At 40.2% G+C, this 25,569-nt stretch carries 24 protein-coding genes; 5 read left to right on the top strand and 19 right to left on the bottom strand.

Annotated elements, in window-relative coordinates:
• Positions 1–69 precede the first annotated feature (69 nt).
• From GO593_RS12910 to gap, 3 genes are all read right to left on the bottom strand, one after another.
• The gene (locus GO593_RS12910) at positions 70–1,389 is read right to left on the bottom strand and encodes an adenylosuccinate synthase (protein ID WP_000517793.1); all 1,320 of its coding nucleotides are present in this window, start codon (positions 1,387–1,389) and stop codon (positions 70–72) included.
• A gap of 64 nt (positions 1,390–1,453) precedes the next feature.
• Positions 1,454–2,620: an ATP phosphoribosyltransferase regulatory subunit gene (locus GO593_RS12905; protein WP_000155680.1), complete on the bottom strand. Its 1,167-nt coding sequence runs from the start codon at positions 2,618–2,620 to the stop codon at positions 1,454–1,456.
• A 275-nt stretch (positions 2,621–2,895) separates the two neighbouring features.
• A complete protein-coding gene (gene gap, locus GO593_RS12900; protein WP_001188826.1) occupies positions 2,896–3,921 on the bottom strand; it encodes a type I glyceraldehyde-3-phosphate dehydrogenase in 1,026 nt (341 codons plus the stop codon).
• 269 nt (positions 3,922–4,190) lie between these two features.
• Here gap and alaS point away from each other — a divergent pair, with 269 nt between their 5' ends.
• The 5 genes from alaS (at position 4,191) to GO593_RS12875 (ending at position 11,020) form a co-directional block, all read left to right on the top strand.
• A complete protein-coding gene (alaS, locus tag GO593_RS12895) occupies positions 4,191–6,827 on the top strand; it encodes an alanine--tRNA ligase (RefSeq protein WP_000199456.1) in 2,637 nt (878 codons plus the stop codon).
• Positions 6,828–7,113: 286 nt separating this feature from the next.
• A complete protein-coding gene (locus GO593_RS12890; protein WP_001229158.1) occupies positions 7,114–8,319 on the top strand; it encodes a tyrosine-type recombinase/integrase in 1,206 nt (401 codons plus the stop codon).
• A gap of 161 nt (positions 8,320–8,480) precedes the next feature.
• Positions 8,481–8,975: a LexA family protein gene (locus GO593_RS12885; RefSeq protein ID WP_001289322.1), complete on the top strand. Its 495-nt coding sequence runs from the start codon at positions 8,481–8,483 to the stop codon at positions 8,973–8,975.
• 3 nt (positions 8,976–8,978) lie between these two features.
• Entirely contained in the window at positions 8,979–10,277 is a 1,299-nt protein-coding gene (locus GO593_RS12880; protein WP_000679991.1) for a Y-family DNA polymerase, read from the top strand.
• A 44-nt stretch (positions 10,278–10,321) separates the two neighbouring features.
• On the top strand, positions 10,322–11,020 hold the full coding sequence (locus tag GO593_RS12875) for a hypothetical protein (protein ID WP_000692787.1): 699 nt from the start codon (positions 10,322–10,324) through the stop codon (positions 11,018–11,020).
• Positions 11,021–11,107: 87 nt separating this feature from the next.
• On the opposite strand, the gene GO593_RS12870 is transcribed toward GO593_RS12875, so the two are convergent.
• The 16 genes from GO593_RS12870 to GO593_RS12795 all read right to left on the bottom strand — a co-directional run bounded on the left by GO593_RS12870 (position 11,108) and on the right by GO593_RS12795 (position 25,566).
• Positions 11,108–11,425, bottom strand: a complete 318-nt coding sequence (locus tag GO593_RS12870; RefSeq protein ID WP_001076408.1) for a DUF6527 family protein — start codon at positions 11,423–11,425, stop codon at positions 11,108–11,110.
• Entirely contained in the window at positions 11,426–11,971 is a 546-nt protein-coding gene (locus GO593_RS12865) for a glycoside hydrolase family 108 protein (RefSeq protein ID WP_001984959.1), read from the bottom strand.
• Positions 11,972–12,012: 41 nt separating this feature from the next.
• Complete coding sequence (locus GO593_RS12860; RefSeq protein ID WP_000433918.1) at positions 12,013–12,402, bottom strand: hypothetical protein; 390 nt, start codon at positions 12,400–12,402, stop codon at positions 12,013–12,015.
• Between the two features lie 63 nt (positions 12,403–12,465).
• Positions 12,466–14,955, bottom strand: coding sequence for a phage tail protein (locus tag GO593_RS12855; RefSeq protein ID WP_000509186.1), 2,490 nt, complete (start codon positions 14,953–14,955; stop codon positions 12,466–12,468).
• A complete protein-coding gene (locus GO593_RS12850; RefSeq protein ID WP_000792723.1) occupies positions 14,956–15,378 on the bottom strand; it encodes a C40 family peptidase in 423 nt (140 codons plus the stop codon).
• Entirely contained in the window at positions 15,379–16,149 is a 771-nt protein-coding gene (locus GO593_RS12845; protein ID WP_000008889.1) for a hypothetical protein, read from the bottom strand. It abuts the gene before it with no gap.
• 3 nt (positions 16,150–16,152) lie between these two features.
• Positions 16,153–17,955 (bottom strand): sialate O-acetylesterase, encoded by a 1,803-nt coding sequence (locus GO593_RS12840; protein WP_001130838.1) that lies wholly within the window; start codon positions 17,953–17,955, stop codon positions 16,153–16,155.
• A 56-nt stretch (positions 17,956–18,011) separates the two neighbouring features.
• Entirely contained in the window at positions 18,012–18,869 is an 858-nt protein-coding gene (locus tag GO593_RS12835) for a DUF2163 domain-containing protein (protein ID WP_001248150.1), read from the bottom strand.
• Entirely contained in the window at positions 18,866–19,519 is a 654-nt protein-coding gene (locus GO593_RS12830; RefSeq protein WP_000073188.1) for a DUF2460 domain-containing protein, read from the bottom strand. The genes GO593_RS12835 and GO593_RS12830 overlap by 4 nt, the downstream gene beginning before the upstream one ends.
• A 10-nt stretch (positions 19,520–19,529) precedes the next feature.
• Entirely contained in the window at positions 19,530–22,568 is a 3,039-nt protein-coding gene (locus tag GO593_RS12825; RefSeq protein ID WP_000002828.1) for a hypothetical protein, read from the bottom strand.
• A gap of 94 nt (positions 22,569–22,662) precedes the next feature.
• Positions 22,663–23,163, bottom strand: a complete 501-nt coding sequence (locus GO593_RS12820; RefSeq protein WP_001229359.1) for a zinc ribbon domain-containing protein — start codon at positions 23,161–23,163, stop codon at positions 22,663–22,665.
• 70 nt (positions 23,164–23,233) lie between these two features.
• Complete coding sequence (locus GO593_RS12815) at positions 23,234–23,461, bottom strand: hypothetical protein (RefSeq protein ID WP_000513918.1); 228 nt, start codon at positions 23,459–23,461, stop codon at positions 23,234–23,236.
• Positions 23,462–23,496: 35 nt separating this feature from the next.
• Complete coding sequence (locus GO593_RS12810) at positions 23,497–23,811, bottom strand: hypothetical protein (RefSeq protein ID WP_001159813.1); 315 nt, start codon at positions 23,809–23,811, stop codon at positions 23,497–23,499.
• A gap of 6 nt (positions 23,812–23,817) precedes the next feature.
• Positions 23,818–24,585: a hypothetical protein gene (locus tag GO593_RS12805; RefSeq protein WP_000090027.1), complete on the bottom strand. Its 768-nt coding sequence runs from the start codon at positions 24,583–24,585 to the stop codon at positions 23,818–23,820.
• A 62-nt stretch (positions 24,586–24,647) separates the two neighbouring features.
• The gene (locus tag GO593_RS12800) at positions 24,648–25,091 is read right to left on the bottom strand and encodes a hypothetical protein (RefSeq protein ID WP_000376614.1); all 444 of its coding nucleotides are present in this window, start codon (positions 25,089–25,091) and stop codon (positions 24,648–24,650) included.
• Positions 25,084–25,566 (bottom strand): hypothetical protein, encoded by a 483-nt coding sequence (locus GO593_RS12795; protein ID WP_001287055.1) that lies wholly within the window; start codon positions 25,564–25,566, stop codon positions 25,084–25,086. Before GO593_RS12795 ends, GO593_RS12800 begins: the two co-directional genes overlap by 8 nt.
• Between the last annotated feature and the right edge of the window lie 3 nt (positions 25,567–25,569).

Genomic DNA, 25,569 nt, shown 5'->3' with positions numbered 1-25,569 from the left:
AAACCAAAACTGCACTTTAGTAGGGTATAAAAAAGCCCCCTTTTAGGAGGCTATTTTTATCTTTGCGAATTACGCAGAGAATGGATGACGTAAAATGATTGTTTCTGCACGGTCTGGACCAGTTGAAACGATATCAATCGGACATTCGATTAATTGTTCAATACGTTTTACATAAGCCAAAGCATTTGCAGGTAATTGGTCAATGCTCGTTAAACCAACAGTTGACTCGCTCCAACCTGGCATAGTTTCATAAATTGGTTTCAAGCATTCGAAAGAAACCGCATCAGAAGAACCTACACAACCTGAATCTGTATTTTCATAACCCACACAGATTTTCACTTCTTCTAAACCATCTAAAACGTCAAGTTTAGTTAAGCAAATACCTGAAAGTGAGTTTACATCTACAGAACGGCGTAAGATTTCAGCATCAAACCAACCACAACGACGTTGACGACCAGTAGAAGCACCGAACTCATGACCTACAGTACCCAAATGTTTACCAATTGGGTCACCAGAATCACTCGCAGCATCGTAAACCAATTCAGTTGGGAACGGACCAGCACCTACACGTGTTGTATAAGCTTTCGTAATACCTAATACATAATCAAGATGTAAAGGACCCATACCTGAACCAGAACTTACACCACCAGCAGTTGTATTTGAGCTGGTAACATACGGATAAGTACCGTGGTCGATGTCTAGAAGTGAACCTTGAGCGCCTTCAAACATTACAGCCTTACTTTCTTTGCGGTAGTCATGTAATACTTTAGTTACGTCAATCACTAATGGAGCAAGAACTTCACGCCATTGGTTGCAAAGAGCCAATACGTCTTCAAATTTAACCGCTTCTACACCGTAGAACTGAGTCAATTGGAAGTTATGTAACTCTAGCATTTCGGCTAGTTTTTCTTCTAACGCTGCACCACCACGAACTAGGTCAGCAACACGCACTGCACGGCGCGCAACTTTATCTTCGTACGCAGGACCGATACCACGACCTGTAGTACCGATTTTAGCGTTACCACGTTTCTTCTCACGTGCCTGATCAAGAGCAATGTGGTTAGGCAAAATAAGTGGACAGTTTGGAGAAATGCGTAGACGCTCCTTAACCGGAACACCCTCAGCTTCCAAAATTCCCATTTCTTCAATTAATGCTGCTGGTGAAAGCACCACGCCATTGCCAATTAAGCACAATACGTTTTCACGTAAAATGCCTGATGGAATGAGGTGTAATACAGTCTTTTTACCACCTACGACAAGAGTATGACCTGCGTTATGTCCGCCTTGATAACGTACTACCGCAGCCGCCTGATCTGTGAGCAGGTCGACGATTTTACCTTTACCTTCGTCGCCCCATTGGGTACCAAGTACCACAACATTTTTGCCCATAATAGCCTCATTACATCATGCTGTTAAAATTGGAAACCATCAGTAAAAAACTTACTGCTGGCGTTTAAATCTTTTCAATATTCCATTGTCCGTTTTGCAATACCAATTGATGTGTTGCATAAGGAATAGAACTTAAATCATCATTACCTAACAATTGAACTACACGTAAACCCTCTGAACGCGCATTCGCAATTGCTTTAAGTAAATCAGCTTCTGTACCTTTAGGTGCCACTACAGTTTCGATTTCGGCAAACTGGTTCGCACCTAAAGCATATAAATCACAACTAAAACCGGTAGCCGGACGTGCACGACCGAAGTGTTCCCCAATACCATCATAACGGCCACCTTGCGCTAAAGGTGCGGCACGATTTGGTGCATAAACTGCATACATCAAACCAGTGTGGTAGTGGTAACTGCGAAGTTCAACCACGTCAATTCCAACATTAAGTGCTGGCCAACGGTTTTTAATCTGTTCGAGAGTGGTTTTAAGTGCATTTAATGCAGCATCAAATTCAGCATCTTTTAAAATATCTGCACTTAAATGCGCTTGTAAGGCATCTAAATCACTTGCATAACGGCCAAGTGCATAGAAATCTGAACCCATATTTAAATTTTGGGTAAATTCAGCTAACTCAGGCAATGCTTTTCTTTGATAAAGATCAGATAACTCATGCTCTTCATTTTTAGAAAGACCCGCATATTTTACTAAGCTACGAAATAGGCCTACATGCCCTAAGTCTAAATGTGCGCCTTGCAAAGTATAGGCATTTTCAATCAAACCAAGCATCACGTCGACCATTTCGACATCAGCTTCAATACTATCATGCCCATATAACTCTGCGCCTAATTGTAAAGGTGCGCGAGTCGCATTGAAATTTTGTGGTTTTGTATGTAATACAGTCCCTGCGTAACAGTAACGTGCAACACCTTCAACAGGTCTTACATGTGCATCAATACGTGCAACTTGCGGTGTCATATCAGCACGGATACCGAGTAAACGGCCTGAAAGCTGGTCAATCACCTTAAAAGTTACTAAATCCAGGTCTTGATTTGATTCTGATAATGAAGACAACGATTCGATGTATTCGATAAATGGTGTATATACCAGTTGATAACCTCGTACTGCGAGGAAATCTATAGCTTCACGGCGAAGTTTTTCAATGACTTGCGCCTGTTCCGGCAATACATCTGCTACCCCGTCAGGCAGCAACCATGTCTCTGAAATGGTCATATTTCAAGCCTAAAATCTGATCAACGTGGAACGACCCCACATAAAAAAATCGGGAACACACCCGATTTCTCTTAGTGTAGCATGATACTTTGTGCCATGCACCTGACAATTTGCATAAATCTTTCTTAATAAACTCTAAAGTCAAAAAGTAGACTCTATGAATTAAAAATAATATTCAAAGACTTATTGTTTTTGACTTCTATTATCAATAAAAGTTCTTAGACCAAAGAATGGGGCAATAACTGAACTATCACCCGGTTTCCAATTAACCAAATTTAACTTTTGAAAGAATCGCATAAATCCAATAAACGATTTGCATAGCCCCATTCATTATCATACCAAGCAAATACTTTGGCTTGATGTCCAACAACCATGGTCTGAGTTAAATCAACAATAAGTGAATAAGGCGAATGATTAAAATCACTTGAAACTAATGGTTCATCTGTTACAGCCATAATTTCTGCATAATCTGTTTGAGATGCTTTAATTAGCAATTCATTAATATGATGAACCGTAATTGGAGATTGCGCGATAAACGTTAAATCAATTGCCGCTACATTAATAGTAGGTACCCGAATTGAGTAACCATCAATACGATTTTCCATTTTTGGCATTACACGCTTTAAAGCACCGAGCGCACTAGAAGTAGTCGGGATAATGTTTTGCCCAGAAGCTCGAGCACGACGCAAATCACGATGCGCATGATCAAGCACCGACTGATCTGCTGTTACCGCATGAATTTCGGTCATAAGCGCTGTTTCTATGCCAAATGCATCATCAATGATTTTAACCAGTGGAACTAAAGCCTGTGTCGTACATGACACACTCGATATAATCTGATCAGTCGCTTTCACATCAGCATGGTTAACACCATAAACAATTGCAGCATCAACATGATCAAAAGGCGCAGCGCCAATAATGACCCTTTTAGCCCCTGCTTCTAAATGGCGGGTAGCATCAGCATGGGAGCGGAATAAACCTGTACACTCAAGTACAACATCAATTTTTAAACTTGCCCATGGTAAAAGTTCCGGCTGTTTTTGCTGCAAAACTTCAACCTTTAAGAGTCTCTGGTTAGATTGAATATTTAAATAAATCTTTTCATTTTCAATGGTGATATCAACTTTGCCATTAAAACGACCATGCGTTGAGTCATATTTGAATAAATGTACCAGTGTATGTACATCTGCTATATCGTTAATCGCCACGATTTCAAAATGAAATTGTTTCGGGCTCTCAAACCAGGCACGTAAAACATTACGTCCAATCCGGCCAAACCCATTAATGGCGATACGTTGCATGACCTATCCTTATCTACAAATCGAGAAGCGAAAGAAGGCATATAGTAAAACACGTCATGGCTAATTGAATATAGATTTTTAGCCAAATCACAGTTTTGTAAGATATTCCCTCTAAAATCGTTGGTTCGGTGGGGTTTTTCCGTTACAATTTAGCGTTTTTTAAAAATAAGCCCCGTATCACATGCGAGTTTTGTGAACAAATAAACTTGTGGTGATGCTTTTAGCCAAATTCGAAAATATGGAGTGACTTGGTTGTGAGTACTCGTTTAATGACATCTGCTGAAATTCGTGAAGCATTTTTGCGCTACTTTGAAACGCAAGGGCATACACGTGTTGCATCGAGTTCTCTTGTTCCTGCCAACGACCCAACTTTATTATTTACAAATGCTGGGATGAACCAGTTTAAAGACTGTTTTTTAGGTCTTGAAAAACGTGATTATGTACGTGCAACAACATCACAAAAATGTGTACGTGCAGGTGGTAAACATAACGATTTAGATAATGTTGGTTATACAGCTCGTCACCATACATTCTTTGAAATGTTGGGTAACTTCTCATTTGGTGACTATTTCAAACGTGATGCTCTCAAGTTCGCATGGGAATTTTTAACTAGCGAACAATGGCTTGCTTTACCAAAAGATAAACTTTATGTCACGGTTTACCATACTGATGACGAAGCTTATGACATCTGGAATAAAGAAATCGGCCTAGCACCAGAACGTATTATCCGTATTGGTGATAACAAAGGCGAAAAATACGCATCAGATAACTTCTGGGCAATGGGTGATACAGGTCCTTGCGGTCCATGTTCAGAAATTTTCTTCGACCACGGTGAACACATTTGGGGTGGTTTACCTGGTTCACCTGAAGAAGACGGTGACCGTTTCATTGAAATCTGGAACAACGTTTTCATGCAGTTTAACCGTACTGCTGATGGCGTACTTCACCCACTCCCTGCTCCATCTGTAGATACCGGTATGGGCTTAGAGCGTATTTCTGCCGTATTGCAACATGTTAATTCAAACTATGACATTGACCTGTTCCAACACTTATTAAAAGCTGCTGCAAACATCATTGGTATTGAAGATGAAGGTCAGCCTTCTTTACGTGTAGTTGCAGACCATGCACGTTCTTGCTGCTTCTTAATTGCTGATGGTGTAAACCCAAGTAATGAAGGACGTGGTTATGTATTACGTCGTATTATCCGCCGTGCTGTCCGTCACGGTAACAAGCTTGGCGCAACAGGTACGTTCTTCTACAAAATGTTGCAACCATTAATTGAAGTGATGGGACAGGCTTATCCTGAGTTAGAAGCTCGCCGTGAAGTCATTGAAGCAACCTTAATTCGTGAAGAAGAACAGTTTGCTAAAACCTTAGAGCAAGGTTTAAAACTTCTTGAAGGTGAACTTGCTCAGTTAAAAGATAAAACTATTCCGGGTGCGACTGTATTTAAACTTTACGACACTTACGGTTTCCCAACAGATTTAACTGCTGATATTGCACGTGAACGTGGCTTTATTATTGATGAAGCAGGTTTTGAAGTTGAAATGGCTGCACAGCGTCAACGTGCGCGTGATGCTGGTAAATTTGCTGTTGACTATAACAACATTGTAAAAGTTGAAGGCGAAACTCAATTCGACGGTTATACCAACACAACCGGTCAAGGCCAGATTGTAGCGATCTATAAAGATGGCGTACAAGTTGATGAAGTTTCTGAAGGCGACGAAGCACTTATCGTTTTAAACCAAACTCCTTTCTATGCTGAAAGCGGTGGTCAGATTGGTGATACTGGTATCTTCAAAAACGAAACAGGTATTTTTGAAGTTCAGGATACGAAAAAGTCTGGTGGCGCCTTTGTTCATCAAGGTATTGTGACTGTTGGTAACCTTAAAACCAGTCAAAATGTAGAAGCGATTGTTAAAGCAGACATTCGTGAAGCTACTGCGCGTAACCACTCAGCAACTCACTTGTTGCATGCTGCCCTTCGTCAAATTTTAGGTTCACATGTACAACAAAAAGGCTCTTTGGTTGCAAGTGATATCTTACGTTTTGACTTTGCAAATGACCAACCTGTGTCATTTGAACAACTACAACAAGTTGAACGTCTCGTAAATGCTGAAATCATTGCAAATACTGCTGTAACAACTGAACTACTCGACATTGAAACTGCGAAAGCAAAAGGCGCAATGATGTTGTTCGGTGAAAAATACGGTGATGAAGTTCGTGTACTCTCTATGGGCTCAGTCATTGACGAGAAAAACTTCTCAATCGAACTTTGTGGTGGTATTCACGTAAAACGTACAGGTGATATTGGTTTATTCAAAATCACTTCTGAAGGTGGCGTAGCTGCAGGCGTACGTCGTATTGAAGCAGTGACTGGTACTAAAGCATTAGAAGTAGTACAAAAAGCTGATCATGATATCCAGCACATTAATAGCTTATTAAAAGCACAGAAAGACCAAACGGTTGAGCGTGTACAAGCCAATGTAGAATTGGTTTCTGCATTACAAAAGCAGATTGAACAACTCAACCAAAAATTGGCAAACTTCCAAGCGGCTGATTTGATTGACCAAGTTCAAACTATTGCTGGTCGTCAAACGCTTATTACTACTGTTCAGGGTGTTGATGCCAAAGCGCTTCGCAACTTACATGACAGTGTAAAATCAAAATTAGAGAACGCAGTGATTGTGTTAGCAGGTGTAGAGGGTGACAAAGTCAGCCTGATTGCATCAGTCGCGTCGCAATACACTGCAAATCTAAAAGCAGGTGACATCATCAAACATTTAGCGACCGAGTTAGGTGGTAAAGGTGGTGGTAAACCTGACTTAGCACAAGGTGGCGCGCCACTTAACGAGAAGTTTGGACAAGTTATGGCAGCATTACCTGCTTGGCTTGAACAAAAATAAGACTTCACTTTTTGTGTAACTGACCCTGACAAGCCTCTCAGGGTCATGGCTTATATGGAACAACTATGGCATTAATCGTTCAAAAGAATTAATGCCATTTAGCCACTCCAAGACACACTAAGACAAAAACTACAATAAAAGCCTTATTTCTCAATATTTCCCCCATTTTTAATATAGACACACTAAGACATTTTAGGACAGAATAAGCCTCATCAATTATGTACACATACGTGTACATATTCGCACTTATCTCTTAATTGACTAAAAATATGTACACAGGTGGACTATGGCTTTAACTGAAGTGTGGCTGAAAGCTAATAACGGCAAGGCACGTGATAAAGTTGAAGAAATAGCAGATCGGGACTCAATGAGTGTCAGGATCTCACCTAAAGGGAAAATTGTTTTTCAGCTTCGGTACCGTTTTGCTGGAAAAGCCGAACGCTTAGATCTGGGCACCTACCCTCATATGTCACTCAAAGATGCACGCATGAAAGCTGGCGAAATGCGGTCACTTTTAGATAAAGGAATGAATCCTAAAGTTGAGGTTCGTGTACAGCAGCAAAAATACATTGATGCCAGCACATTTGAAGAAGTTTTTAATGACTGGTATGAAAGTTATTGCCTGAAGAAGAAAACTTCTGCCCAGCAAATTAGGAATACCTTTGAGCAGCATGTAATTCCTGAAGTTGGCGATTTACCAGTTGATCGCATTACTTTACAGCAATGGTTGGCCTTACTTGAAGAGTTGGCGGATGATGTGCCTTCAATTGCAGATCGCGTATTAACGAATGCAAAACAGGTTCTGAAGTGGGCCAAAAAAAGACAACTACTTGAAGTAAATGTTCTATCTGATATCTATGCTAAGGAAGATCTAGGTATAGAGCGAAACAGAGGAACAAGATTTCTTTCTGATGAAGAAATTAAGATGGTTTTGATGGCTATTGAAGAATCAAATATTTTGCCTAAAAACAAAATTTTCTTAAAACTATGTTTAATGTTTGGCTGCCGTAATGGTGAGCTTAGAAAAGCTAAAAAGACAGATTTTGATTTAAATAGAAAGGTCTGGATTGTACCGGTGATTAACAACAAGACTGGTAAGAAAACTGGTCGTGAAATCATTCGCCCTATTTTGCCTGAAATGGAGGCATTAATTGTTGAAGCTTTTGAATATAGCTCATGTGAGTATTTCTTAACGAATGATAGTGAAGAAACACCTATGAGTCATGGATCCTCTAATTCATTACCTGGTTACTTAATGGAGCGACTCAGAAGACATCATGACTATCATATGAAGCATTGGTCTCTTCATGACCTAAGAAGAACAGCACGTACTAATTTCAGTGCTTTTACATCGCGTGATGTAGCACAACTCATGATTGGCCATGTAATGTCAGGTGAACAAGGTACTTATGATTATTATGAATATTTACCTCAGCAAACAGAAGCATATGCAAAGTGGTTGGATAAATTAAAGTCTCTAACCAATAATTAGGGTTTACCCTTTTAGAATTGCAGAATTTCCGACCAAATGCGCCAGATACTGCGTCAATTTTTGACTTCTATTTGTTTATCCACAGCTTTTTAAATTTGAATTTAAGCTCATCTCTAGAATATCATCTTGAATATGTTACAAAATCAAGCTAGGGGAAACTTATGAGCGAAATTGCACCTTCCATTATCAAGATAAAGCCATTCCTTCAAAAAAGTTTTGTTTTATCTGAGGTTATGTCTATCAAGCTAGTTGTACCATCAACTCACATGCTTGTCCCTTATGCTTTAGAAAAGATTTCCGCTGGCTTCCCCTCTCCAGCACAAGATTATGTCGATAAAGCGCTCGATATGAATGAGCACTTAATCAAAAACGCAACTTCAACGTTTATTGTCAAAGTTGCATCACTATCAATGCTCAATGCGGGTATAGATATTGATGATGAATTGATTGTGGATCGTAGTCTTGATGCAAAGCACGGCGATATCGTTATTGCACTAATTGACAATGAATTCACAGTTAAACGTTTAATGATCGATGAAAAAGGCCAATGGCTTAAAGCAGAAAATCCTGAATATAAAAATATTTATTTAGCGGACGGCCAAGAACTGATTATCTGGGGCGTTGTCACTCATATCATTAAAATGACACGGCATTAAGTCATGAAACATGAGAACAAAGTATTTTTTCTCATCGATGTAAATAACATGTACGTTTCATGTGAGCGAGTCTTTGACCCGTCTTTGAATGATAGACCAGTTATTGTTTTGTCAAATAACGATGGGTGCGCTGTGGCGCGTAGCAACGAGGCAAAATCCTTAAATATAAAAATGGGTGTGCCACTTTTTCAAATTATAGATATTGTTCAGCAACATAAGGTGCTCGTACTTTCAAGCAACTACGCAATGTATGCAGAAATGTCACGGCGCTTTCATACGATCCTTGCCTCTTACGTAACTGCAGAAGAAGTTGAACCGTACTCGATTGATGAGTGCTTTATTGATTTCTCAGCTTATGAAAAGAACTTTGATTTAGAGAAGGTTGGCCAAGAGATGCGCCAACAAATCTGGAAGTGGTTAGGCCTGCCTGTTTGTGTCGGAATCGGCAGAAGTAAAACAGAAGCAAAGATCGCAAATCACATTGCAAAGAAAAATCCTGGCTTTAACAGCGTTTGTGATTTAGTGAATATGGATCCGTGCAATAAAGAATACTACTTTGCTCAAATAGATGTGAGTGAAGTCTGGGGCGTTGGTCGTAAGCATGCAAAGAAGTTGTATTCTATGGGGGTCAAATCAGTATTGGATCTAGCTTGTACTGAGGCACGTGAAATGCAGCGGCAGTTTTCTATCGTCATGGCTCGTACAATTAATGAACTACAAGGCATCTCATGTATTGAGATTGAAGACACCCCAGCATCAAAAAAACAAATTATTAAATCATGTTCCTTTGGGGCAAAAGTAACTGAGCTAGATGATTTGAAAGAAGCTATAGCAATGCATGCACAAGAAGCATGTAAACGGTTGCGTGATGAAGAGTCACTATGTGGTTGTCTACTTGTATTTGTTCAATCAAGCCCATTTGATGAAAGTGCGCCATTTTATAATAAGTCTATTACTGGCGCATTTTCTGAACCCACAGATTGCTCAACAGATTTCGTAAGAGCAGCAGTAAAAATGGTGTCAGAAATCTTTAAAGAAGGCATCAAGTATAAAAAATGCGGTGTCATATTAACAGGCTTAGAACCTAAGGCAGGCCATACCTATGACCTGCTCACAGATTTTGAAGTAATAGAAAAGAAAGAACAATTGATGAAAACACTAGATAACGTGCACACAAAATTCGGAAAGAAAAAGCTCGGTGTTGGTCCATGTTATGTGCCGGGTCGAACTTGGTCGATGTCGAGAGATAAGTTGAGTAGAAATCCGTTCAGATGGGAAGAATTACTAACTATTAAAAATTGAATATTTTTTATAAACTTACAATATATTTTAATTGCAGAAAATCTATGAAAATTAAAGACCATGTGCAAACAGTTTTTTTAGTTTGTTGTGTAATTTCAATTATTCTTTTTGGTTTTATTTACTCATTAATGATTAAGGATATTAATAATTTAGGTGGGGCAGTTAAAGAATCCTTTTCCTTGACAGCTAGTTTTTTTGGTGGGATTACAACATTAGCAGCTGCTTATATAGCATTAGTAATATATGAAAATTGGAAAGTTGAATATAATAAAAATATAGAAAAAGATTTTTTAATGAAAGCTCTTAGTTCTTTAGAAAATTGTCACTTCAATTTAATACCTAATATAAATGAACTTGAAGATATCGTTTTGGCTAGTCAACAAGGTACTACTATTATCAAAACAACAATAGAACCATGCATTATAGATATAAACCTAATGGAAATTACTTCACAAAATATAAAGCATCTACAGCAGGTTATTCTAAGAGAAGAAATAACGGATTTTTTTAAGTGTTATAAAGAATCGTATGAATTACTTAAAAAGCAAACAGTCCATTTTCATACAATGTATTTAAAAGATATCCGAGAATTCAACTCTACTGGGCAAAGCGATTTTGGATCAGTATCTTTTTTTAGAATCAACTGTCAAGAAAGCCTCAACCCATATCCTAAGAAAATATCAAATTATAAAGAAAGTTATGAAAATCTTTCCAATAAGTTAATTGAACTTATAAAGGCATAAAAATTCACAATTACAACTCACTATTATAAAAATGGATGTATTCTATTAACTACACATCATGTTAATAGAATACATAGCTGTAAAAGCTTAAATATCGATTGGTATCATGTCGACTGTTTGCCCAGCCAATTCATGATGACAGTCGGATAAAAATTGAATCTTTCCGCCGGTCAAAAACAAATGACAGCGGCTTGCAGGGTAATGATCATTAACAAGTAAAGAAGGTGTAAATGTTGGACTATCTATATCTCCGTTAAAATCCCAAGTACTGCCATTGTGATGTGCACCCTCTTTAACATGGAATGGATGCAAATATTTACAACCAGGGCACTTAAACATATAGATGCCGCTGCTCCAATATTCTAAATATGGCGTAAGCTCAGTTACTGTTTCTGATTGATTCATTTAGATCACCACTCGATTAGCAATCCAGCCGTAGAAGAATTGCTCTTGGCTAGGATTACGTTCACAGATTTCGATGTAACGCTGGCCTTGCATGATATTAAGTACTCGTACCAAGACTTTCTCTCCATCTTTTCCACGTTTGGCCAAATATGTTTTTAGAGCTCTCAGCGTTTCAGAGCCATAAACACCATCAATAACAAGATCAGGAAAACCAGCTTTACCTTGGTTGTTAAGCAAGTTCAAAGAACGTTGTAAAAGTGGCTTTGCAAATCCAGTACCACAATTCACACCAGTATCTAAAAGCTCTTCAGCCACTGCCGAGCTGATTGTATTTACTTGATCGAATCGCGGAGCTGTCCAGTACTGCTTTTTATAAATGGCTTTGGCCACATCAAGCGGTAAATCTTTCATGTTGCCCTTAAAACCATTTGTACGTGCTACTGCTTCAGTAATGCCGTACTTTGTTGCCCCTCCTCGATCCGCAGGATTATTTACATACCCGCCTTCGCGCTTAATCAACTCATCAAGATATTGTTCAATATTCATTTCAGTTTCCTTAGATAATAAAAAACCGCCCGAAGGCGGCATTAACTGTTTTCGATATCTTTTCTGGCTTTCTTAAATTCTTTAATCACTTCAACAATCGTTTTCCCTTCCTGTTTATCTATGAAATTAAAAATCCAACGGACCAAAGCCCAACCGGGTAAACCACAAACAAAGAAGAACCCACCTAGAGCAATCATCCCCCATACATCAGTAACCCATTCATGAAGCCCCCACTTCACAATAATGAATGAGCCGCCAGCAAGACTTGATACAACCGTACAGATCAAGCCTACAGCCCACTCTTGAGGTGAGCGCGGCATACGTGTCATCAATACAACTGCTGCAACTAAAGCGACCGCTAAAGTCACCATAATTGCTGCACCATAAAATTTTAAAATTGCTGTTAAACCGCTTGTAGAAACTGGTTCCATGCCTTTTACTCCAGAATTAGGCAATAAAAAAGCACCCGCATGGGTGCTATAAATTAATTAAATTTAAGCTTCAGAAGTACTCTGAGTAATCTGATTTGTGTAGTTCCAGACTGTGTTTTCCCACACATCACGTGCAGCAACACGAATGTAATAAGGGGTAGTTGGTTGAAGTCCTCCAAAAGTTGTTGTGGTTTCTGTACCAGTCCATGAAGGTGGCATTTGAGTTGGGTCAAAATTAGAGGTTGGACTTAACCATACTGCATAGTCTTTTAGATCCGGAACTTCACTAGGTATCCAATTCACAGTAATCGAATCTACAGTAGCAGCTGTATAAACATTGAGAAGTACTGGCGGTACCGGATTACTTATACTTAACTCAGCATAGGTACTAACTTGGTCGCCGTTCTTGCTGGCCACTCGAATTGTATAAGCTCGGCCTAAACCGTCTTGTTTGGCTTCTTCGATCGAATAACTATAATCCGTATTAGTTGTATCAACTTGACGAATCATTGTCCCATTAGACCAGACCTGAACACGATAGCCATCTGCACCAGTTGAGCTTTGCCATTGAACCTTGAAAGTGGTACCAACAAACGGTGATTGGAGGGAAAGACCTTTAACACCTGCTGGACGGCCGCCACTTAGAGTATAGCTATACGCCGTAACCTCATCTAAGGTTTGCTCCTTACGTTCCAAACCATTAAAGCTTGTGAACTTTAAAAAGATTTGTTTTTCTACTAGACCCTCATTGTACGGATATTTGAATATAGCTTTATCCAAACGAACAAATGGCTCACCAGCGTTGTGGCTTTGTGCATCATCAAAACGTCCACGTAAAACATCACTTAAGGTATAAAGACCAGATCCGTTTAAGGTGGCTACCTGATAATTAAAATACTCATCCCCCACTTTACAAAGTGTTTGGTCAGCTTGAGCATCTTCTAATGTTCCGCTGAAGATCTGGCTTGCTGTATTTAGCTCAACTTGTAATGTCGTATCATCTGCATCAATTGTTGTAACAAGCTGCCCATAACGTGCCGATCCATAAATTGTGCCAATCATTTCATATGTCGTATTATCAAGGCTCACCCAAACATTACATCCACCCCAATTAGCCCCGCCCGAGACAGCAACCCAAACTTGATTCTTGCCATCCGTAAGATCCAGCGGTGGCTCAAATATAGATGGTGCATTCACATTACCCGGCTCTTCATTTCCGCCCTGATAACCATTTGACACTTGAGAGTCATACTCAATGGCAGACCTTGAACCGATAGATAATTCTTCTGCAGTAACGGTTAACATGCCGCTTTCATCTTCCTCTATACGTGTAATACGAACAGGGAATTTATCAAGCCCCAATCCCGATTCAGTCAACGTAAGAATGTCCATTGGCTCTAATCGGCAGTACTTCCATCCCAAATCAAATTCATACTCATTGCGAACATATAGCAGTCGTTGTAAGCGAAGTTGTGCAGCATGGCGAGCTATTTTTGGCTCACAGAAATAATGACATTCCACGGGGTCCTCGGTACGCAAGCCAAACATTTCAATATTTGCTTGGTCCTTGGCTTCTGTTGTTTCGGTGTTGTACTGGTTATAGCGATTAATATATTCAATCTGCACATGATTATAGGCATCTGTGTCACGACTACGGCGCACACGTACAGGCTCATCATCGCCAATAAAGTCATCATCAGTTAAGTGGTAAACCGGTGTGAGATCAGGTGTAAAGGTAACACCGTTACCCGTTATTGCAGAGTCCCCAAAAGAACGGATCTTTAAGCCATCTGGGCTTGGTACCACAGCACAGTTAACCGCCTCGACAATCTCATTGATAGTTTCATAAGCTGGGCGTTGCTCTGTGAATGCAGGGCTAATCAAGAGATTAGCTGCCCGGCAATAGGTTCTAAACTCTTCCAGATCTGCAATGTTAAGATTTGGGGCCGCACCATGACGTGGATGAGTAATAAAATCTTCAATAACATCTGCCGGGTTAGCATCATCAATTGTGTCAGATAGCGTGATAGTACTGATCACTTCAAAATTATGATTTGAAAGGCTGGCGCTATTACCCATCTCATAATTAGCTACAGCTACATACCCCAAATACGGATAGTTAATTGCCTGTTCTGGATGCTTTGATACTAACCATCCCCACGGCGGATTATTATTTCCATCGAATAATTCAAATTTTAACTGGTCGATGGGATCTAAAATAATAGATCCTTCTTGTTTAGGTACATATTGCTCTTTGTCTACCCAAATCAGGCCAATCTTTTTAATCTGGTTTTCACATAAACCGAGCATGAGAGAGGCGCTATAACTAAAGGTGGTATTACTGGTTTTTGTACCCCCACCCTTACCACCAGACTTTTGAACTGTTGTATGAGGTGTAGCTGTAAAATCTCCATACCAAAACATATTAGCCGCAACACGGGTTTTACCATAAACCAATGGCTGGCAAAGCCCATAAGCTGACTGCTGGATCCGCATAGAGTTAATACGGGTATCCGTTGTACTAATTGTAGTACTACCAAATAATCCACCCATTTATTTAAGCCTCTTCATACGAAAAAACCCGGCAATTCGCCGGGCTAAACTTCCTTTTGTTCCATCTTGGATAATGACTCCCTGATGGAGGTAACTATGAATGACCTGTGGCCATTCGATAACAATTGCACCATGACTGATGCATTTGCCAAAATGATATAAAACAATGTCGCCCGGTTGCGGTGGCCCTTCCACTGGATCACATACACCTAAAATGAGTTCTAAATAACGCTGTCCCATCTGGTGTAAGTGCCAGTCAGGTGGATATGGCCGCGGGTCTAAATGGTCCATGAGTCCAACTTTTTCATAGACTTCACAGATCAAAGTACCACAGTCCACACCAACTCCCTTAACACGCCCTTGATGGTGATAAGGTGTGCCGAGCCATGTAAGAGCTTCTTTAACTGCTTCTAAATTTTTCATTTAAAAACTTATATTCCTATTCGCCATACGATCTTTAGAGCGTAATGCTACATTTTGAATCTCAGCCAAAGTTAAAGCGTTATCAAAAATGATTGCTTCAGAATAAGTAGCTGTATTACTAGAGCCTGTATAAGCCACGTTTCCTATACCGATTTTATTAGCTGAAGATTCATAGCTAACAGCGGTATATGACGATTCATTACTAGACTCAACGCCTAATTGTTGAAGATAGATGATTCCTTTTTTTGTATTCTTATCAACGCTTGTTGCAATAAAAAAGTTGGATGTCTGTACAATTGATGATGGAGGCGTTAAAGATGAAATACCCCCTGGTCCACCTGCAGTAGCAGGCTTAACAGTCAGATACCCCTTCCCTGCCGATGCAAAAGCAGCTAGACCGCTACTTAATGTAGATGAACTCGGAACTAGATTGCCCAGTAAAATGGCCAGAGACGTTGTACTACACTTTACTACTGAACATAAAGTCATACTCTGTGCAGAAGAATCAACCAAATCTGTCAAAAGCGCATTGCCGATGGCTGTGGATAGCGTAATTGTTTTATCGCCATATACTGGCTGAACTGTTGCCCCATTTTGAAGCGTCAATATTCTTCCATTTACAACATCTACCAATGAAGAAGGACCTCCTCCAAACAACCAGTGACCATATGCATTATTCTCATATTGCGGAATTAAATCTGAAACATCTTTAAGTTGAGGCAATGAATGGGCGCTTGAGAAATCTTTTGTCTTAAAAAATAAAAAACTCATTGATTAAATTCCTTTATCTATAAATGCAGTCAATTCAAAATGCGGGCATACGTGATAAAGTGGCTTTAACACTCCATCAATTAAAATTTCATCTGCAGTAGAGTCCCTGAGATTTCCAGATGCTCCACCAGTTAGACTGATGCCAGCCCCAAGATGGTCCAATGCATATCGAACCTTGACCACCCCCGTTGGCGGCTCAGATAATTTAAGAACAACTTTATCGTCTTGAACTGTAACACTCACAATTGTTGTTGCGTCTCCATCAACAAGAACTTTAAATCCATGATCTGTCGTTAAAGCTAAAGTTGTTGTATCAAGTACAAGAGGGACCTTCGGCACGTCAAAGTTGATATGAATTTCATCACCGATTAGTTGAGCTACTTTGGGATTGATAAAATCAGGCTTTCGGTTATCAACAACCAATTGTTTATATGCGCGCCCGAAATAAGCACTGAGCCACTTGTAACCAACATTTGTAAGGTGAATATTGTCAATGGCATACGGCATGTGATACATCGGCGTAGCCATCAAAAACTTATCTGATTGCTGACAAAGATGCAGTTGAACAAGCGCTTGTTTTTCCCACGTTCTTGCTGCATACGACATTTGATAAGTAATAAATTTCACTTCATCCGTTTGACCAGTAATCGCTTTAATATCTGCACTGGCATCTGACTGAAGTTTTAAAAGTTTTTGTCGATAAACTTCATAACTTGTTTGTACTGAACTTACTGCATCATTTTCACCTTGCACCCAGCACACGACTTGTACTTTGTAATCTTCGCCATTTAGACGCTTTGCTTCGGACACATGCTCGATAAAAAAGTTATACCAGTCCGTACCTTTTTCAAGCTGATCGATGCGATACCCCCCATGTCCTGCGGTAGATGCAAAAATTACATGGTCCTTTGGATCAATACCATTCTCTAGCATCATTGCTCGACTTGCGTAATTTGCTGCACCAGAGCAACAAGTCTCACCGCGATTATCATAGCCATCTGAACTTGGATTATTAAATTGCTCAATCAGTGGAATGACTGAATTTGCAGCTGAGTCTTTGCGTGGGCCCGTGTCGAATGTCACATTAAAATAAGGCTGCGATGTACTTAGAATCGTGGTTGCTGTTGCTCCGACTGATAGAGATTGACCATAAAACAGAATGTGATTAACGGCCTTCACGAGAGGTCTTTGATTTGGTAACTCTAGCCCCGCTATGATCGCTTGGTCTTTCTCCGTATCATAACCAATCAAGATTTTGTGCGTTGAGTCTGTTAGAACAGCAATTTTCCCAATGTCTTCCGATTTTTTTAAGTTAGGTAAATTTTCTAAAACCTGCTCTTGCAATCTCCCTGCGGCAATCTGGTCTTTCTCTGTGTCATAACCAATTAAAGTCTTATTATCTTTATCAACCAAGACTGGAATAACAGAAGTGGATTCACTACTGGTAGAAAGTTTAATTTTTTCAAATTTCTCCTTAACATCTGCAGAAACTTTACCTACTTCTTCACTTGTAAATTGTCTCGATTTATCAACAGGATCATAAGGACTTTTAACTAATTCCGTACCGTTCCACGTGTAATCACCATTCTTTGTTTCATCGGGATCACTGGTCACAGTTATCTTGTAATCAATTGGCATTAAGGTGGTTTTAGAATCAGCAATTGCTTTTGTGGCAAAGGTATTAACTAATTTTTCATTAGTTGGAACTTCATCACCTAGAAATTGAATCAGTTGAGTTTGGGCTTGCTTAAAGCCCGATTCAGTCACATTTTGACCAACGAACTGGTCGGCATTAGGTAAAGGCATTTCTACCCCCAAATAAAAAGCCCTGCATTTGCAGGGCTTGGGTTAAATTTAAAAAATTAAATTGATGTTTCAGGAACGGGTACGAATGGTGCACCACGAAATCGAGCACGGTTGTTAAAACGATTAGTACATGTATCGAGACGTTTATCACAACCCGGATAAACACGAATCGCCTCTCCTATCTCTGGCATTTTTAAAAGCGGCAAAGTTAGGATTAGCGAACCAGCTTCATGCAAGCGTACGGTTCGTTTAATACCAATATTTGCACCTTCTAAAAACTCCACAACTCCTTGAGTAAACCAACCTTGTGGCTGACTTAAATCGCAAAGTATGCGGTTAGGCGTACTATTGGTACCAATAGTAGTATTTACCGCAAAATCCGCGCTTAAAAGCCCACATGCACTATCAAATAAAGTGTTTAAGCATCCTGGTGTGTATAAATTCCTTGGCATTTGAAGCTTTAAATTATCAACATCAGAGACCACACTTGCGTTGATTTCATATCGATTAAGCTCAGGCTCAACAATACGCCCTTCAAATAAGACTAAAGTGCCGGCACTGGTATCTGTAGGAGTATTCATATCCATGAAAATTCGTTCTAGCTTAAACCGAGCGCCGTCTAAAATTCCGTTATGGAAAGCTTGAGCTATGGGTACATCGCCGAACTTTGTATTTTCGGTTGCCTCAATAGTGATAGATAAGTTATCCACTTCAATGCCTAAAGAAAGGCTAGTCCCTTCTCGGCTGATAATTGGTCCATCAGCTCGAAACTCCTTGCCTTGCACCGTCAAATTGACGTCATAGCTTGTATAGCGATACTCAATGCCCTGAATAGTTGTAATGGTGTAAAGATCGGCCATGATGAACTGATCGGCATCTAACAAGGCTATAAGTTTTGGAGAGGCCTGTCTCATATCTTATTCCCCAAAGAACCAATTAATTCAACCTTCCCTGCTTTCCAAAGCTTATGCATAAAGTTGACATATTGCTGTGTGTCATCTTTAAAACGGCAACGGTAGTAAAAAGTACCCGTCACAGTTACCTCTACACCCTCCTCGATCGGCTGTGAAAGTACATATTTACCGTCACTCGTTATCTGAGCAGTTGCGTTATTCCACATAAGCTTTTCTTGGTCTGTGTTCCACATTGTTTTGGCTGGTGTTTGATTCCACATGTTGGGATCTACTTCACCTACAATCTGCTCCTCTGTATTACCTAGAGGCAATTGGCTTGTGTACATATCCTTGTATAGCTGGAAAGTTGTAGTAGTTCCATCACCAATAAATGTGCAACTAAACTCATTGTCATCAGGCATCTTATAAAGAAATGAATCAAATGCCCCACGGCGCTCTAAATAAAATCCTTGAAGTTGCTGCAATTCCTTTCTCCCCTTATTTTCGCGCAAGAATGCGTAAGACAACGAGATTTCATATTTAGGTGAGGCCTGAAAGCTTGCTCGAAGCTCCCGGCCATTAATGGAGGTCATGATTTTGGTGTTAAACATGGGAGTAATAGATGTATCCCATTCAAGACCGGGTAATTCTGGAAATAATACGTTTGACACTTACACCTCCTTATTTACCGTTTTTACCAAATCCACGGGCATAACTTTGCAAACCACTAGCAACTGCACGGCCATTGCTCTTCAAGAGCCGTTGAATACTCTTGGCATCAATAGCACTAATATTAATGGTTACTCCCGCACCTCCACCTTCAGCAACTGCAGCTGCTCCGAAACTTGCACCGTTACGTAAGGCTTTACCCATTTCACGGATGGTATTTGCATGTTGCGAAGGTAATACCATTTCATCTTCATGCAGTTGAGTAACAGGATTTACACCGGATGGAATGTCGTAACCGCCTCGAGCAGATTTAATCTTGCCCGCAAGACCAGCAACCAAACCAAAAGCAGCTGCACCAGCACCAACGGCTAAAATTGGACCAACATATGGAATTGCAACCATGGCTTTAAAAGCTCCGGCCATGGCTTCCCATGCCGACATCATGATTCCTTTGATCGCTTCAGCTGCTTTTAAGCCTAAACGTGCCAAACCACCTGCTGCAGTAACGCTGGTACGTGTTGCTTCACCTGCAATGGTTGCCCCTGTTTGAGCAGCTTGGCCAGAAGCTTCTGCTGCTGTTTCAGCACCCACAAAGCCAAGTTTACGAGCCAACTTAATGGCTTGGATTCTTAGCCATCCTTGCAACTCTTTAGTAGCTGTTTGCAAGGCAAATGCTCCCATGTCAGCAAGCACTGCTTTAGTTGCGTTACTCCAAGTGAGGGTACCATTCATAAGAGACTGAATGCCCTGATCCCAAAGGTTAGAAAGTCGAGAAGTAAAGCCACCAAACTTAGCTTCAAAGTCTTTCATTTCCGCATCACTGATTAAGCCCATAGACTTAGTGTCAGCAACTTTCTGATCCGTCTCTAAATCAGAAATATTGTTTGTGATTTGGTTTTGATTACCTTGCTTACCCGTAATGTTTGTCTGTTCATTTTCCAAAGCCAAACGCTCTAAAAGACCTTGTCGCTTAATTTCGCGCAACTGATCTTCTAGCTGTTTTTCCAACTGAACTTTACGAACATTTGAAATTTTCTTGGCATCAAACTCAGCCTGAATTCGTGCCGCTTCAATTTCATATAGGCGTTGTGCTTGCTGTTGATAATTGTCTATCTGTTCTTCACGAGCTTTTTTGTATTCCTCAAACTCTTTTAAACGAATAGCAATGATCTTGTCGGATGCATCCTTTTCGGCTTTGACTTTCGCAGCAGCTTTTTCATCTGCAGTCATCTTGGATTTTTCAATCTCATCTAATGCCTTTTGCAGATCTAAAGCGACTTTCTTTTCTTCGGATGCATATTTATACCGAATATCCGCAAGTGCTTTAGCAGCCTGTTCAGCTTGGCGCTGACGCTCTTTAGCTTCCTGCTCGGCTTTAGATTTAGCTGATGACTTAGACCCACCTTTGTCGTCTTTTTCACCAGTACCAATACCCAACTTAGGATTCGGCGGTGCAGTACCTAAACCAAGCTTAGGAGGTTTAGGCGGCTCAATTGGTTTTGTCGGGTCCTTAAATACATAGTTTGTAATCTTCTGATTACCCGCTGTTGTAACCTCAAGAATTCGCTTACCTGCTGTGACAAGTGAATTTGCTGCTGTAGTGGCTCCTGCATTCCAAGAGTTTTTCAGCTCAGCCATGCGGCCCTTCATTTGATTAGTGTATCGATCAGTAATACTACCAAGCTGAGATAAACCACCCTCCCATGCAGCTTTTGCGCCTGAGAAGTTAAAATGGAGGATATTATTTACAACGCTACCAAATGTTTGAAACTTAACTTGTAGTACATCCAAACCATACTGAATAGTACTTCGTACCATATCAAAGCCAGCCATAAGGCCATTAAATGCAATGATTAATGCTTGGCAGACCGTAACAACAACGGCACGAATGATTGCAAAAGCAGATTGAACGCCTACCTGAAAGCCGGTAACTACAACACCTAATGCTCGTAGTACTACAGATATAGCATCCATAAAGCCAATCTGTTTATTCGCATCGTCTCCAATGCTTCCAGTCAAGTCACTCCAGATTGCTCCAATCGTTGTGAACTGCTCACTTAGAATGCTAAACAAGCTTTCAAAAATGCCAATAATCGATTTAATTGAATCATCAATGGCATCCTTGGAATCAACCGCAAAAGTTAAAAATTGATTAGCTAATTCAGTAAGGGATGGAGCTGCTTGTGCTGCAATACGGGTTAATACACCTTGAAGTGTTGTTTGGACAGTCTCAAGGGACGTATTAAATTCTTTGGTAGCAGCTATGGCATCTTCACTCATGATTACGCCTAAATCATGAGCCTGTTTAGCGTACTCTTTTAATTTTTGACTGTTGTTATCCAATAATGGTGCTAATAATGTTGCATCGTTCGCAATGGCTTCCATATAGAAAGTCATTTCAGCCTGTGACACATTAGCTTTTTGCAAAGTCTGGTAGTACTTTTCTAGGATTTGCGGACCAGATAAACCTTTAAATTGTTGGGCAGTGACACCGACTTTTGGCGCGATTTTCTCAAAGAAATCGGCCATTTCACCACCACCAGTTTGCATGAAGTCACCAAACTTATCGTTTACATCTTTCATGATGTCCGATAGCTTGTCCTGCTCCACGTTTACTTTTTTGGCAGCAAATGCCCATTCTTGAAATTCCAAAGTATTCGAGTTTGCTAATCGGGCTTGAATTTCTAACTCTTTTGAAGCCTTACCCACTGCAGATACAAGATCAGGAATTGCTGCAACCGCTTCCGCTGCACTTCTAGCAATCTCTTGGCCAATACCAAGAAAAAAACCACCTCGGACCAAAGATAGACCATTAGTCAGCGAGCTCTTAATATCATTGCCTACCGTCTTGAACTTATCTGAAAGATTTGAGGCAAAGCCATTTAGCTCTGACCGTAGATTAGAAAGATCAAGTTTAAAATCAATGTTATGCCCAGTACTTTCAATCTTCTTGGCGGAATCTGAAACTATTTTTTCTGCATCTTGCATACCTTCCTTTAACTCGGAAGTTTTAGCACCAACATGCACTTCGACACGGTTATTATTTGCCATACACACCTCATAGGCATAAAAAAACCTTGCCGATGCAAGGTAAATTTGAAAAATAAAAAACCCCGTGTGAACGGGGTTATTTTCTAAAGAATATTTATTGAATTACAACTAAGTCAGTTATTCCACAACCTGACGATGCAGCTTGAGAATGTATAAATCCCATATTAAATTGTTTGACTGTTTTAGTTTCACCAGCTTTAACAATCTCATAAATTACTCGGCTATTGCTGTCGATCTTTGTTTTACTATTAGAATAGTGCTCACACTCTACAGTGATATCTTTAATATCATATTTACTATTATTTTTGATTTTAAAATCAACCAACATGACACTATCAAAACCACCTTTTGACCAATCATAATCAAGTACAGTATTTTTTAATGCATCTTCTTTAGGTGACAATTCTCTAGTGCTACTTGATGAAGAAGATCCCTCTCCACCACCAGCAATAATACCAATAATAAATAGAATAACAAATCCTAGAAAGATCCATTTTAATAAGGAGCGTTTTTTAACTTTTGCTCCACAACTTGGACAATTTTTAGCTTGAGTACTAACTTGTGCCCCACACTCTTTACAATTTGTTAAAGCCATTGATTTATCCTTATAAAGTTTAATCAACAAACTTTAACCAACGCTTACAAATAATGCAAACAGGGCAGCCTCAACCACCCTGTGGAAAATTCGACAAAACTTCCAGCATATCGTCCTCGTCATCATCTGAAACGGTGATAGCTTGCGGAGTTTCATCAATTCCCATAAATGCTTCCAAAATACGGCAAAGCCGTTGTATCCCAATATGCGCGGGAGGATTACTTTGCTGATACGCACTTAATGCTCTTAATCTAGGCAGGTCCATTTCATTACGTACATAGTCGTAATCTTTACCCATCGTTAACACTAAATGCGTGTACAGCTCCTCCCAGTTTATTCCCCCGAGCTTTCACCTGCGGGTTTACCTGTATATTCCAAACCGGATGTTTTAGTTACTAGGGCTAAAACTTCTTCCATGTTACCCATATCTAAGAGCTCATCAGAAACATATTCACGGGTAATATCCGGGTAATTCCGTTTTAAACAAACATGAGCCATGTCCACAATTACAGATGCTGGAACATTGTTTGAGCTTAATTGTTCTTGGAAACGCTCAATCGTACCCAATGGTGCTGGAGCAAAAATCCAAGTCTGACCAGCAATTTCTTTACTATTACCACGTGGGTTATCAACTTGCTTAAATTGCATTTGGCATTACTCCGATAAATCGATTTTGAAAACACGGTTAAGATCGTCAGCCATAGGCTGGAATTCAAACTCAGGAATATCGTAATCGTCCTGTTTTGAACTGAATCCAAGTTTGTTACTGGTACAACGGAAGAAATTCATGTGCATGAACTTACCTTTGTAGTCACGTTGAAGGTCAACGGCAAACTCTGGCGTATAACCCATATCTAGGTTAGATACAGTGATTGACTTAGCACCCGCCACCATTGCTGAATAACGGAAGTTAATAAATACCGTTTTACCTGCATCTGCAGCAGCAAATGTATAAGCACCGGTTGCCGCATCTACACTGTATTGCCCTGTTGCTGGCGCTGAAGCTACACGTTTAAGTGGGATTGCCTTAGCATCTGTTACGCCTAGATCCTTTACGTACGTACCGCTATTAGGAACAACCGGTGTAACAGTACCACCAGCCGGAATCACTTCACCATTAATGGTTTGGGAAACTGTTTCAATTCCACCTTCAGCAACAACTCCACCGAAGAAGATGGAATTTAACAAGGTACCGTTAATACGCCCGAAAGAAGCTTTACATTTAATGGTACCTTTACCGCGTGCAGCATCTACGGCGAACTGTCCACGACCGAAAAGTTCTTTTAAGTCATAGCTAATATCTACACCAACGGATTGCATTACCCCCACTTCAACTGGTGTGGGATTACTAATCGGTTGCCCGTATACATCTTGAATCGGTGTAGCAAAGATCTTGCCGGCACCAAATAAATATTGAGCCATTTATTTTGACCTCTCTAAAATGACAAAACCGCCATCGAGGCGGTCATAAAATGAATGTTTTGTTAATTGGTTGTGAGGATCCGGATAGGAATAATGGCAATCGCCTGATCATCCAGCATGTTTTCTACAGCTTCATATACTTCGATTGTGCCCTCGATCCAGCAATGCTCGACCAAACCACCTAAGGTTTGATATTCACTGAAATCCGGATGGTCTGGCTGAATAGCTTCACGTACACGATCGATGAATATATTCATCTGCGATGATGGTGGCTTTGTAGTGTCCGATTCATGAATATAGAGATAAACCTCAGCAGCTAGTTCAACTTTTGAATCTAAACCATGTACCGGGACTTCTTGCTGATTGCCTTGTGTAATAAACATGGCTGGGCGCTGTTCTGGTGTTACATGGTTAAAGTGACGTAAACGGCGACTTACCGTAATCAATCCTTCTACCCTTGTGCTTAACCTTTCAAACAACGCCTGATAGATTGCTTCGCTATCCACCTGCTATACCTCGCTCAATTGCTGCATCAATATTTTTCGGCACAATCTTGGCCACGATATCCAGTGAATCACGCATGAACCGCAATTCTCTAAACCGAACATTCCTAGAATGGGCCTTAATATTGACCTGAACAGGTGAAATAGGTCGGCCAAACGCCTGTTTAATTGTCCTTAGGTGTGCTTTAACACCCAAAGCACCATTTAGACCAAACTCATGTGCAGGTGCATAAGGCACCAAAGCACCGCCAGCTCCCACGGTTCCCTCAATGGAATCCTTATCCTCATCCACCTTTGATGAAACGGATCCACGCAAGCGGCCTGACTGAACTTTAAGTCGTTGGCCACTTAACATGTCTTCCTGAACAATCCGCTGTAAGCGCAAAGTAAGAGCGTTAATCGTGCGTCTTATTTCAAACCTAACGCGATTATTCATCTCATCAAAATTGACCTGAGCATCAACACGATAATCGCTCATAGC

Source organism: Acinetobacter baumannii, assembly GCF_009759685.1.
In the GTDB taxonomy this organism is placed as follows: Bacteria; Pseudomonadota; Gammaproteobacteria; order Pseudomonadales; family Moraxellaceae; genus Acinetobacter; species Acinetobacter baumannii.
Note: the sequence above shows the minus strand (reverse complement) of the source record. Positions and strands in the feature narration are given on the sequence as shown.

What these genes read in the sequence shown, in the direction of transcription:
- GO593_RS12910 (WP_000517793.1), bottom strand. Translation starts at nt 1,389, where the DNA reads ATGGGCAAAAATGTTGTGGTACTTGGTACCCAATGGGGCGACGAAGGT.
- GO593_RS12905 (WP_000155680.1), bottom strand. Translation starts at nt 2,620, where the DNA reads ATGACCATTTCAGAGACATGGTTGCTGCCTGACGGGGTAGCAGATGTA.
- gap (WP_001188826.1), bottom strand. Translation starts at nt 3,921, where the DNA reads ATGCAACGTATCGCCATTAATGGGTTTGGCCGGATTGGACGTAATGTT.
- alaS (WP_000199456.1), top strand. Translation starts at nt 4,191, where the DNA reads ATGACATCTGCTGAAATTCGTGAAGCATTTTTGCGCTACTTTGAAACG.
- GO593_RS12890 (WP_001229158.1), top strand. Translation starts at nt 7,114, where the DNA reads ATGGCTTTAACTGAAGTGTGGCTGAAAGCTAATAACGGCAAGGCACGT.
- GO593_RS12885 (WP_001289322.1), top strand. Translation starts at nt 8,481, where the DNA reads ATGAGCGAAATTGCACCTTCCATTATCAAGATAAAGCCATTCCTTCAA.
- GO593_RS12880 (WP_000679991.1), top strand. Translation starts at nt 8,979, where the DNA reads ATGAAACATGAGAACAAAGTATTTTTTCTCATCGATGTAAATAACATG.
- GO593_RS12875 (WP_000692787.1), top strand. Translation starts at nt 10,322, where the DNA reads ATGAAAATTAAAGACCATGTGCAAACAGTTTTTTTAGTTTGTTGTGTA.
- GO593_RS12870 (WP_001076408.1), bottom strand. Translation starts at nt 11,425, where the DNA reads ATGAATCAATCAGAAACAGTAACTGAGCTTACGCCATATTTAGAATAT.
- GO593_RS12865 (WP_001984959.1), bottom strand. Translation starts at nt 11,971, where the DNA reads ATGAATATTGAACAATATCTTGATGAGTTGATTAAGCGCGAAGGCGGG.
- GO593_RS12860 (WP_000433918.1), bottom strand. Translation starts at nt 12,402, where the DNA reads ATGGAACCAGTTTCTACAAGCGGTTTAACAGCAATTTTAAAATTTTAT.
- GO593_RS12855 (WP_000509186.1), bottom strand. Translation starts at nt 14,955, where the DNA reads ATGGGTGGATTATTTGGTAGTACTACAATTAGTACAACGGATACCCGT.
- GO593_RS12850 (WP_000792723.1), bottom strand. Translation starts at nt 15,378, where the DNA reads ATGAAAAATTTAGAAGCAGTTAAAGAAGCTCTTACATGGCTCGGCACA.
- GO593_RS12845 (WP_000008889.1), bottom strand. Translation starts at nt 16,149, where the DNA reads ATGAGTTTTTTATTTTTTAAGACAAAAGATTTCTCAAGCGCCCATTCA.
- GO593_RS12840 (WP_001130838.1), bottom strand. Translation starts at nt 17,955, where the DNA reads ATGCCTTTACCTAATGCCGACCAGTTCGTTGGTCAAAATGTGACTGAA.
- GO593_RS12835 (WP_001248150.1), bottom strand. Translation starts at nt 18,869, where the DNA reads ATGAGACAGGCCTCTCCAAAACTTATAGCCTTGTTAGATGCCGATCAG.
- GO593_RS12825 (WP_000002828.1), bottom strand. Translation starts at nt 22,568, where the DNA reads ATGGCAAATAATAACCGTGTCGAAGTGCATGTTGGTGCTAAAACTTCC.
- GO593_RS12820 (WP_001229359.1), bottom strand. Translation starts at nt 23,163, where the DNA reads ATGGCTTTAACAAATTGTAAAGAGTGTGGGGCACAAGTTAGTACTCAA.
- GO593_RS12815 (WP_000513918.1), bottom strand. Translation starts at nt 23,461, where the DNA reads ATGGGTAAAGATTACGACTATGTACGTAATGAAATGGACCTGCCTAGA.
- GO593_RS12810 (WP_001159813.1), bottom strand. Translation starts at nt 23,811, where the DNA reads ATGCAATTTAAGCAAGTTGATAACCCACGTGGTAATAGTAAAGAAATT.
- GO593_RS12805 (WP_000090027.1), bottom strand. Translation starts at nt 24,585, where the DNA reads ATGGCTCAATATTTATTTGGTGCCGGCAAGATCTTTGCTACACCGATT.
- GO593_RS12795 (WP_001287055.1), bottom strand. Translation starts at nt 25,566, where the DNA reads ATGAGCGATTATCGTGTTGATGCTCAGGTCAATTTTGATGAGATGAAT.